Below are 10,844 nucleotides of genomic sequence, written 5' to 3'. Positions count from 1 at the left end.
AAGTAAAATAACTATTGTCAACCCTGCAACTAAACTTGCAAAAAACTTTGTTTGTCGAGATGGAATTACAGAATGAACTAAAAAAGGTAGGATTAGTAAAGAAGTCAATACTATGAATAAATACTTTGTTATTGATAATTCTAGCAAAAAATTACCTAATCCGTACTGAAGACTGTAATTAAAACTCCACGCTCCTATAAAAATACTGATTAAACAGGCACTGATAAAGTCTGGATTGCTGATAAAATCCTCCAGAAATATTCCTAATGCTAAAAACAAAAAAGGAAAATATGGAATCAGATACCAAGCATAGAAATGGCTTTGAGCGCCAGAAAATAAGAGAATAAATGAATAGACAATAATGGGAATATAAATAAGTTGGTATTTGATATTAGTTGAAAATGTTCTAAAAACTGCAATCAAAATTAGCCAACTAAAAGTTAACCAACCATCTTCAAAGAATACAGGGTACAAGATGATTTCTTTAAATAACAGGAAATTCTCAAATCGGTTAGTATGAGATTGAAGTACCTTAAAGAAAAGATCAATATCATAAACACTACCATAAATAAAATATACAGATAATATTAGTAAGCCAATTACAAAAACTACTAAACTTTCTCGCCATTTCTTTTGATAAATCAGCAGTAAGCAAAGCACAAGGACAAGAAAAAAGCCAGTTATTTTAGCTAGAGATGCTATCCCAGCTAAAACAGCAGAAATGTAAAGATAGGTTGAATTAGCAGATTCGCAATATCTTAAAAAACAAAGTAAAGTAGATAAACTTAAAAAAACAATGAGATTTTCGCTAACTGCTAATCTAGAAAGAAAAACAGTATTAGGATTTGTCGCAAAAATCAAAGTAGAGATAATTGCAATATTCGTATTACATAATTTTAAACTGAAGACATAAAAGAGAGAAATAGAAACAATCCCCAATATTAAAGATGGAATTCTTATAGACGTTAATGTACAATCAAAAAAAGTCTTTGCACCTCCTAAAATTGCTGCGCTACCAACAATTAAACTAAATAAAGGAGGATGATCTAGCCACGGTGTCACTAACTGATAAGTTCCATTTTTCCAATACACTTTGGGAATATCTCCATAAGCTTTTAGCCAAGACCAACTTGTAGGTACATGATCTTGAATCAAACTCATACCACTCCATGCAAAAGCATATTCATCAGCAGTCCAATTATGTGCAGGAATTTGATCATAGTTATAGATTCTAATTGCAGAACCTAAGATGGTAATAAGTGTACAAAAAAACCAATCTTTCCGAGCAAGTAACCTTGTTAACAATGGTAGGATTGAATCTAGCACTTGTATAATCTCTATTATTAATGCTGGCTAGAAATATTATAATTCTGCTACCTTTTATAGACACGCCATTTTGCTGAGTTTATTACCAGTCGTAGAAAGGTTATATTTCCCACAACTAAGACATCCTCTGAAAGGGGTATTGTTTTGGCGGATTTCTAATACAAAATGGCGCAAGTTAACTAAAAATTAAACATTTCACAATATGATTAGTGTGCGCTGGGTTTTTCTAATGCACCCTGAATATTTTTTATTTATCGTAAACCGTGAACAATAAAAGCAGACCAGTAACGAGGATTTACAAAGGGAAATTCTCCTTTTGCTTTTTGGAATTTATCAATTGCTATTGATATTTCTGCATATTTTTTATATTCTCTCATACACTCTAAATACTCTTCTGAATCAGAGGGGTATTTTTTTCTCTCATTTCTAGCTTTTTTTCTTTGAATTTCTGCTTCTTGACACATTTCGTCAAGGTCAGCTTTCCTCAATTCTCTTAGCTTTATTTGAGCTTGTTGTAAAGATTCTGGGCGACTTTTACCGAGTTTTCGCTGTTCATAATAAAAGATAGAAAAGAAGGCTGTTGCTAAATCATTAACTGACCACAAAGAACTAACTACACTTCTAGCACCAGCACATAAAAAGCCTGTGGAAAGAGTGAGAATATCATCAGTTAAAGCAGGTGTACCTAAATTCGTTTCGCAGCATGAGAGAAACACATCTATAAGATTAGGTAAACGCCAACCTGGTGACATTAATTGTCCTAAAGTAATATTACCATCAGCTAATATCAATCCTGATTCTAATGGATTATCAAGGCGAGATTGGGCATGGTGACAAGAGTGAAGAATTTGCACCTGTTCAGCTAATTGACGGTAATTTTCACGAGTAGCTTGACTACTACCAATTAATCTTTTTTCTATTGGAATATTATATAGCTGGGCTATGTTTTCACCTTCAAATCTAGCACATTGTAGATCATCTGTTGCGTCTTCTACTGTTCCGTATTGTAGAGAATTAATATCTAATGGTTCTAAATTTGGACGTTGATAGCAAAAATCTAAAATTTGACAACTGGGAGTATAACGAATCAAAAATTTATCTACTAAATATTCTTGATATCCTATTGGTAAAGCAGCAAAGGGAACTTGATGTAATAATAAATGAGGTACTATAATTAATTCTTCTATTTCTTGAAGATGTTGATCAATTAATTCCGATAATTGCAACCGTTGAGAAAGTTCACGCAGAATAGCTTCGATTTGACTTTCCCATTTTTTAACATCACTAGTATAAGTTAATAACCAATTTTGATAAATCCATTGTTGTAATATTTCCAAGCCTTCTCCGGTGCAAGTATGAAGAGTTATTCTGTCTTTTCTGACTATAAAAATATGGGTATCAGTGTTCGTAGTGTAAAAAGAGAGAATTGCTGTATTTTGATTATCAATTAGTCTCTGAATTTCTGACAAACTCAGAGGCTGAACTTGAATTTCTCCAGCTAATACAGGATCTTCACGTCTGAGATTTTCCCAAGTTTGTTGTTTCTCCGCTTCTAGAGAGGCTATTTTCTCGTTGTATGCTTGCCAAACTGCGCGGGTTTCACTGCGGTTATTTTCTGATTTATGCTTTTGACGTTCTGTGTTAATTAGTTGTTGTAATTCTTCATATTGCTGTAATAACTCTTGGACTTTTAGCGGGATATTCTCACTTTGAGAGAGGTGATTACTTGCCATTAAATCTACTAGAAGTTTAGAACGAGAGCGTTCAGAATATTCAAAGGCTTTATCTATTTGTCCAGCATTGATACAGGCTTGTATTATATTTTGGTAAATATCAATTGATTCTTCTAGAATTTCTTGACGACGTGACTCTGATTTTGCCCAACTGCGGCTAGTTTCTACTGCTTCAATTGCTGCACTATATCCTTCGATAGCTTCTTTCCAAAACTGTAATTGAAATGCAATTTTCCCTAAATTTCTGCCTGTTCTAAAATATGCTAAGTGATCTTTTAATAATTTTTCTATTTCCAAAGCATTTTGAAAAGATTTTATTGATTCTGCAATGTTTTCTAGATAGTAATAAACATAACCCAAATTCATTTGAGTTTCTGCCCATTTCCTTGGTAAAGCTTCTATAGTACGTACTCGTAAAGCTTGCTGGTAGTAGTTGAAAGCTAATTGAACATTTTCTTTCTTATCTCCTATTAAGCGATTCAAGTAAGCAGTTCCTAAATTATTCTGAGTTTCCGCCCAATCATAAGGAAAAGTTTCGTAAGTACACCCTTGTAAAGATGTTTCTAATGACTTAATTGCCAATTCTAAGTTTTCCGTTCTCCCTCCTCTAGTTCGATAGAGGTAAGCATCTCCGAGATTATGATAAATATCTGACCATTGTTTTGAAAACTTCTCAAGATTATAAATTTTTAGTGCGTCCTGATAGCATAAAATTGCTAGTTCTATATTTTCAGATCGATTTCCCAAAATTCTGTCTTTATAAGCAATACCTAAATTACCTTTAGTGTATGCCCATTTTTCAGAGAAAATTTCACTATCTAACATTGACAATGCTGCTTTTAAATTGTTAATTGCTATTTCTATATTTTCTCTTCTGTCTCCAAAAATGCGATCTAAATAAGCAAGACCAAGATTATTTAGGATGTCTGTCAATAGTTCTAGAGAATGTTTACTATACAAAACTTCCAAGGATGATTTAAAACAATTAATTGCGTGTTCTAAATTCTCTGCACAGTTGCCCAATATTCGCTTTCTATATACTTCGCCAAAATTATTTTGAAGTATAGCTAAAAGTTCTATACCCTCTGAAACTTTGGAAAATTCTGTACTATTAATAATCAGTGCAGCCAATCTGTATCCAGTAATAGCAATCTCTAAGTGAATTTTTATATTTCCTATAGGTATACTAGCAATCAAATTACTGAAATGCATAATATCCATTCCAACTTTGATTGCCGTTATTTCTGGCTCTATAAATGGTAAATTCAACCCTCCCCATTTCTCTAAAAAATCCTGAAATTTCTCATCAAATTTATCCAAATTGGCTAAAAAAAATGGGTAAACTATTTGTGGTTCAGCATTACTATCATGAATTTTTTGTAACACTGCCCACAAAAACTCTATATTTTCCTTGCTATATTGATTAATTTTGTTCTTATTTTTGTTGTTATTACCGAATCCCTTAGCCATATTTATTCCAGCACCCTTAAATAATAATTAACCCAAAATCTCCGTCAATTTCTCTAGCAAATCTTCCGCCAAATCTAACAACTCAGTTTCATCAATCATATCATTAGTAGAACTGCGATCGCTTCCTGCAAACGCAACACCACCTACGAACAAATCCTTCGCTGCAAAAATTCTCTTATTCTCTGTCAATTGACTCAAACAATATTCTAAACCTTCAATAATTTCGGAAACAGATTTATTCTGTAACTTTTCCCGTACCTTTACCGCGATCGCATCATCACTTTCTAAGAAAGTTGTCATCTTTTCTATATAAGTTGGTTCATCATTATCATCTCCCCAAGTATCTAACCAATCACCCTCAACATCATCACAATACAAATAAGCTGCATCTAGTCCATATTTCATGATATCATCTTGTAATTGTTGGGCAGCTTTTACAGATTCTAAAAAACTTTCTAATCTCTGTTGACGGTCAGTTATTTGTTGATTAACCATAATTACTCACTTCCTTGAAAAATATTCTTAGACAAAACATATAACTTTAACTAACTCAAAACTATAAATTTAATTTGCGATAAATACCCATATTAAGATTATCGCTATTATCTAACGCTGTATTGACTACCTGATTTATAAAATCATTTGCACCGGGATTATAACTTAATAATAATCCTCTTTCTATTTCCCAAAACAGCAGAGTATTTTCCCAATTATTAAATTTATCTTGTAAAAACTCTTCAGATATGCTAGTGATTTGCACACAGAGTGGTTTGTTCTGACTACTACTAACAATTATATCAGTTGCCATTGACAAGTCCACAATATATCTTTTGACAACCGTACCACCACCTTGCTCAATAATATCAGCAATAGAGTCAATCAGTTTTCCATCTTCTTGACTGAAATCACCCGCCATTAGTTTTCGTCTCCAAATAAAAAACTTGGAGTCATCTTTACTCAACCACTTGGGAAACAAATAACCATACCAATACTTTAGCGTGGGCGGTAGTGCATCTAAAGCTAACTGTTGTTCTTCTTCAGAAGATAGGGATTTGAGTTTCAGCCAAGCATCAGTATCTTGGATAAACTGTTGCAAAAATAACAGTACAAATTTTTTGGACATCAGCGTACCAGGTTTAACATCTTTTATCCAGAGGTTAATCTGGTTTAATCTGATTGCTAAACGGGTATCTACTGTAGATGCTTCCTCAATCAGTGAATTGAGTTTTTCCTTAATCTTTAGTGATTGCAAAAAATATACACCTGAAAAATCGAGTTTGTTTTAGGTATTTTACAATTATTTAATAGCTTTATCAAGTTATTTAATCAAATTTCTAACTTAATTTATATAAATTATTTTCCTGTATTTATTACCAGTTGCAGAAAAGTCATATTTCCCACAACTGGCATAATTGATGATTGCCAAACTATGACTTTATTTATGACTGTCTAGTAACCCATGGCGAGAAAAAATTCCCTTCAATTTCAAATTAGTTAATACAGTTATAGAATTTACTAATTCTCGTTGTGCAGAACTTAAATTTAATACTTCTAAAGCTTGATCAATATTATTGCCTTGATGTAATTCATGGGTAAGTAGATTGCGTTGAGATAAATCTAAAATTGCGGCAATCTCTTTATTGCGACGCTGACGGATAGCTTGTAGTGATTGATGTTCTTGAGGAGTAAAATCATCTTCAGAGAACTTGAAACTATCATTAATTTCGCTGTTATTTGAGGTCAAACTTGCTGGAGAATTAGAAAAGTAGTGATTTGCAGAAGCAAAAGGAACTGCCAAAGAGAAAAAGGACAGAGTAAAAACAAGCGTCAAAGTCAAGAACCGTTGTGTCAATTTACTAATCATGTTGATTTTGATGTTAATAACAGCTTAAGTCAAATTTTAACTAGAGGAATAGTGAGTATTTTCTCCAGTAAATAATAACTTGGATAATTTTCCTACTTCTGGGTGCTACGTGACACAGATCAAAAAGTATTGATCTGCACTTATTCAATAGAACAATTTTACTAGTGTTGAAACGCTATAAATCCTGAGTTCAAGACACAGACAAGGAAATCAGGCTGTTTCTATATTGGAGGTGAGGTAAGATAGATAATGTTTTCTCTATGACCAAACTCGGAAATTGATAAGTAAGAAAAATATATCAGACATATTAAGATTATGTTCTTTTATATTTCCCCACTCAACGCTATCATCAAATTCATTAACAGAGGTGATAGCATGACGGAACAGATATTAGAAAAACAAATAGATCAAAATGGCGAAATAGATATAGAAACAGCATTCCAAGAATCTCATGTGCAAGACATTCTGGATAAGCTAGATCAGGAGTTAGTCGGCTTAAAGTCCGTCAAGAACAAAATCAAGGAAATGGCGGCTTTGTTGTTGGTTGACCGTATCCGTAAAAGTTTGGGTTTGAATGCAGGTGCGCCTAGCCTACACATGACTTTTCTAGGTAATCCTGGTATGGGAAAAACTACTGTAGCAATGCGAATGGCGGAAATCCTCTATCGTCTGGAATATATTCGCAAAGAAAATGTGATGTTGGTAACACGAGATGATTTAGTTGGACAAGGTATTGGACAAACAGCACCAAAAACAAGGGAAGTCTTAAATAATGCCATGGGGGGTGTTTTATTAGTTGATGAAGCTTATACTTTATATCGTCCAGATCACCCCGGAGATTTTGGTTTAGAAGCTATAGAAATTCTCATGCAGGTAATGGAAAACCAGCGTGATGATTTAGTAGTCATTCTGGCGGGTTATAAAGACCAGATGGACAGATTTTTTCATAGTAATCCGGGGATGAATTCGCGGATTGGATTACATATTGAATTTCATGATTATGGTGTTGATAGTTTAATGGTGATAGCCCAATCCATAGTCAAAGCACAAAATTATTGTTTTAGTCCAGATGCTGAAATAGCCTTCCGCGAATATTTAATTAAACGGAAGACAATGCCCCATTTTGCTAATGCTAGAAGTGTACGTAATGCTATAGATAGAGCGCGGTTACGTCAAGCCAATCGTTTATTAAGCAGTGGCAAACTGTTAAAAAAGCAGGATTTAATTACCATTGAAGCAGTAGACATTCTCGCTAGTCGAGTATTTAGAGAAGGTGTTCCTGACTGCGAAACAGAAAGTTGATTTAGTAAAAATACGGGCGAAGCATTCGGGTGATAAATTATCGGTTTTTTCCCAAGTTTATTTTCCGAATGCTTCGCCCTTACACCGAATGCTTCGCCCCTACAAATCCTGCTTTAATTAATTAGACTTTCTCATTTTGTTAATTTCTTCTTGTAATTTTTCAATTTCTTTTCGCAGTTTTTCCGCTTCATTTTCTGATGTTTCAACTTTAACATTAACTGAGCCAGGAGCCGGTTTTTGTTGATAGTTGCCTTGGCGAATTTCCTGGTATTCTGCTGATACTGCCCAACTGCGTAAATAATGTAACCGTTCTACAGGAAAGGGATGACTCAGCATCATGCCTTGAGCGCCATTGTAGATGAGAAACTTATATACTTGATTTAAGCCATCATCATCTAGGGCTTGATATTTTTCTGACTGCTGGATAAATTCTTGTAAACTACATTCATGGGCGTATTTATTACTACCTCCAGAAATTTTCATCATGGACGACATGACTGTGTTTAAGTCATCCATGACTAATAGTGCTGCCCGATCTGCGGATAATTCAGCTTTGCGTCGCCACTCAAAAAAGGCATAAATTAGGGCTTGACTGACAAAATTACCTAAACCAAAGGTGAGTTCACCAATAACAGAAGCGGCATTCATCGCCCACATCGCCATTTGAATTAAAATAGTATGACCACATTTAATATGTCCCAGTTCATGGGCTAATACTGCCCGAATTTCGGCTTCATTGAGTAACTCTAGTAACCCAGTATTGACCACTATGTAAGGATTTTCTTGTCCTAGCGCATAGCTGTTAACTTGGGGATTTTGGGAGATAAACAATGTAGGTTCTGGATAAATGTCCAAATCTCGCACACATTCTCGGAACATCTGGTAAATAGTGGAATATTGGCGTGGTCCGACTTGAATAGAGTTACCCATTAAATAGACGAGTTGGGGGCGTTCATAGACAAATTCCACAAATTTACGAGCGATTAAATCAAATCCCGGTAAACTGCGGAGAGCTTCTTCTGCTTGACGATCTAGTGGATGTCTGAAAGCTTCACTGGAAATTCCGGTATAAGTTGGCATAATTTAGGAGAATGGTGATTGGGATAATTGACAATTGACAATTGACAACATAATAGAAATGGGGTAGTTCCAAAAAAATAACTTGTTATGGAATTAAAAGCACGTGATTGAGGCTGAAGTTCATTTGTCATTGCATAACTTCCTGCGATCGCAGGCGGGTTTCCCTTCTTGGCCTCATCATTTGACGATGGCTAGGTTGGTGGCACGCGCTTTGCGTTTGGGACGTAGTGCTTTAATTCAGGTAGGGGCAGTTTGTGGACATCAAGGGCGATATCGCACCAGTTTTATCGCCTCTGCTTTAATGTGGCACGGTTCTGTAATTATTGTCGCTTCGGAAACGGTACAGCAACGTTTGTTGAAGGTGGAAATTCCCAGACTCCAACAATGGCTACCAGCGAATAAGCCCATTAGAACTGGTGATGCTTGGCCAAGTCCTGATTTTCACGGTTTGCTGTTGACTTCTCCTGAAGCTTGGTTAAAAGGGCAATTGGCTGATAATGGTCAATTTCCTGCCGATATCCCGACAATTATTGATGGTGTTGACGATTTAGAAGATTGGGTGCGTTCTCAACTGACTCAAACTATTCAACCCCATGATTGGGATCAGTTAATGCTGGCTTACCCATATCAAGCGGAGATGATTCGGGAAGTTAGGGTAGAACTGACATATACATTATTTCAGCATCCCGAAAATCCATATCACTGTTATCTAATTTCTCAGCCAGAAATTGAGATTTTACAAGATTTATATTTGGCTTTGGATAAACATAATCTTCCCGAAGTTTGGCGAAATTTTTGGCAACAATTCCCATATTTAGAAGATTCTGCTTCTGAGAGTTTCCCTTCACACTATCCTTTATTTTGGGCAACAATTGCCCGCCGTCAAGGTTTATTTTCTTTACATTATGCCCCAATTGAATTGGGTAAAATCCTCGCCCCGATTTGGCAACGTCAACCTGTAGTCTTAATTGGTAGTGCTTTAGAACCAGAAACGGAAGCGCCTCTTTTCCGTCAACGGTTGGGTTTAGAAGATGTTACTTGCTTGAAGTTTGCGGCTGATAGTCAAGGGGAAGCGATTCAGCTTTATGTCCCTTATAAGTTGCCTCTACCGAATACACCGGAATTTCAACCAGCTTTAATTCATCAAGTTCGCACTTTGGTATGTTTGAGTGCAACTGCACCAGGAATGACAGTAATATTGATAGGGGATGTGCCGCTAAAAGCTAGAGTGGGGGCGATTTTAGCTTCTGAGTTTGGTTCACGGGTACAGGTAGAAAAAACTTGTTTAGATGAAAATGGGATTTTGATTACTGGTTGGGAATTTTGGCGAGAACATCAAAGTGTTTTACCATCACCAAGGTTGTTAATTATTGCCACTTTACCTTTACCGTCTTTGGAAAATCCTTTAGTAGCCGGGAGAGTAGCTCATTACAAGCGATCGCACCAAGATTGGTTTCGTCTCTACTTGTTACCTACAGCTATGAATGAATTACAAAGAGCGATCGCACCTGTTCGAGAAAATCAAGGTATTGTCGCTTTACTAGATAGTCGTGTCGTTAACCGCAGCTATGGCGCTCAAATCCTCTCTTCTCTTAGTCCCCTAGCCCGTTTAAACTATCTTGATCCCAGTTTGTTCTCTTCCACACATGAAGATGATTCTGGTTAATTACTTGCAATCACTACTAACCAAAGGCTAATTTCTACTAAAATCTAAATTGAACTCTAAAGTTGTAAATTTATTAAATTATGGGTGAAGCAAAACGCCGTAAAGACTCTCTAGGAGAAGAATACGGGCAAGACACTACTAAAATCTTACCTTGGGTTCCCATCACTAAAACCCAGGCTGAACAATTTGTAGCTATAACTACTCGTGGTGCATGGATAGGTATTAGCCTGATGGTTGTTGCATGGGTAACAATCCGTTTTATTGGACCTGCTTTCGGCTGGTGGGAAATTGTTGGGTGATTGGTGATTGGTGATTGGTAATTGGTAATTGGGTAATTTTATTTCTTCCTTCTTTCTGATAGCGCAGCGTGGCGTAAGCCATACTCCTGTAGGGGCGAAGCATT

General features: G+C 35.7%; 9 protein-coding genes. 3 read left to right on the top strand and 6 right to left on the bottom strand.

Annotation, left to right across the window (positions count from 1 at the left end; translation table 11 throughout):
• The 5 genes from FJR04_RS09100 to FJR04_RS09080 form a co-directional block, all read right to left on the bottom strand.
• The coding region (locus FJR04_RS09100; RefSeq protein ID WP_168493812.1) for a glycosyltransferase family 39 protein at window positions 1-1,326 on the bottom strand (1,326 nt) is incomplete at its 3' end.
• Between the two features lie 251 nt (window positions 1,327-1,577).
• On the bottom strand, window positions 1,578-4,529 hold the full coding sequence (locus FJR04_RS09095) for a CHAT domain-containing protein (protein ID WP_168493810.1): 2,952 nt from the start codon (window positions 4,527-4,529) through the stop codon (window positions 1,578-1,580).
• 27 nt (window positions 4,530-4,556) lie between these two features.
• Window positions 4,557-5,024 (bottom strand): hypothetical protein, encoded by a 468-nt coding sequence (locus tag FJR04_RS09090; protein WP_168493808.1) that lies wholly within the window; start codon window positions 5,022-5,024, stop codon window positions 4,557-4,559.
• Between the two features lie 61 nt (window positions 5,025-5,085).
• Window positions 5,086-5,781 carry a hypothetical protein gene (locus FJR04_RS09085; protein WP_168493806.1) on the bottom strand — a complete coding sequence of 232 codons (696 nt, stop codon included), beginning with the start codon at window positions 5,779-5,781 and terminating at the stop codon, window positions 5,086-5,088.
• Between the two features lie 183 nt (window positions 5,782-5,964).
• Window positions 5,965-6,393 carry a hypothetical protein gene (locus FJR04_RS09080; protein ID WP_168493804.1) on the bottom strand — a complete coding sequence of 143 codons (429 nt, stop codon included), beginning with the start codon at window positions 6,391-6,393 and terminating at the stop codon, window positions 5,965-5,967.
• A gap of 375 nt (window positions 6,394-6,768) precedes the next feature.
• Here FJR04_RS09080 and FJR04_RS09075 point away from each other — a divergent pair, with 375 nt between their 5' ends.
• Window positions 6,769-7,695, top strand: a complete 927-nt coding sequence (locus FJR04_RS09075; protein WP_168493802.1) for an AAA family ATPase — start codon at window positions 6,769-6,771, stop codon at window positions 7,693-7,695.
• Between the two features lie 117 nt (window positions 7,696-7,812).
• Here the strand turns inward: FJR04_RS09075 and FJR04_RS09070 are convergent, their stop codons facing one another.
• Window positions 7,813-8,775 carry a M48 family metallopeptidase gene (locus tag FJR04_RS09070; protein ID WP_168493800.1) on the bottom strand — a complete coding sequence of 321 codons (963 nt, stop codon included), beginning with the start codon at window positions 8,773-8,775 and terminating at the stop codon, window positions 7,813-7,815.
• Window positions 8,776-8,878: 103 nt separating this feature from the next.
• On the opposite strand from FJR04_RS09070, the gene FJR04_RS09065 reads away from it, so the two are divergent.
• Together FJR04_RS09065 and FJR04_RS09060 are read left to right on the top strand one after the other, a co-directional pair.
• The gene (locus tag FJR04_RS09065; protein ID WP_168493798.1) at window positions 8,879-10,441 is read left to right on the top strand and encodes an ATP-dependent DNA helicase; all 1,563 of its coding nucleotides are present in this window, start codon (window positions 8,879-8,881) and stop codon (window positions 10,439-10,441) included.
• 80 nt (window positions 10,442-10,521) lie between these two features.
• Window positions 10,522-10,740, top strand: a complete 219-nt coding sequence (locus FJR04_RS09060; protein WP_168493796.1) for a DUF2839 domain-containing protein — start codon at window positions 10,522-10,524, stop codon at window positions 10,738-10,740.
• Window positions 10,741-10,844 lie beyond the last annotated feature (104 nt).

Origin of the sequence: Anabaena sp. UHCC 0204 (assembly GCF_009711975.1) — a bacterium.
Classification (GTDB): Bacteria; Cyanobacteriota; Cyanobacteriia; order Cyanobacteriales; family Nostocaceae; genus Dolichospermum.
This window is presented reverse-complemented; position numbering and strand designations above follow the sequence as displayed.

Excerpts from the sequence above, each read along its gene's own strand:
- FJR04_RS09095 (WP_168493810.1), bottom strand. The coding sequence starts at position 4,529 with ATGGCTAAGGGATTCGGTAATAACAACAAAAATAAGAACAAAATTAAT.
- FJR04_RS09090 (WP_168493808.1), bottom strand. The coding sequence starts at position 5,024 with ATGGTTAATCAACAAATAACTGACCGTCAACAGAGATTAGAAAGTTTT.
- FJR04_RS09080 (WP_168493804.1), bottom strand. The coding sequence starts at position 6,393 with ATGATTAGTAAATTGACACAACGGTTCTTGACTTTGACGCTTGTTTTT.
- FJR04_RS09075 (WP_168493802.1), top strand. The coding sequence starts at position 6,769 with ATGACGGAACAGATATTAGAAAAACAAATAGATCAAAATGGCGAAATA.
- FJR04_RS09070 (WP_168493800.1), bottom strand. The coding sequence starts at position 8,775 with ATGCCAACTTATACCGGAATTTCCAGTGAAGCTTTCAGACATCCACTA.
- FJR04_RS09060 (WP_168493796.1), top strand. The coding sequence starts at position 10,522 with ATGGGTGAAGCAAAACGCCGTAAAGACTCTCTAGGAGAAGAATACGGG.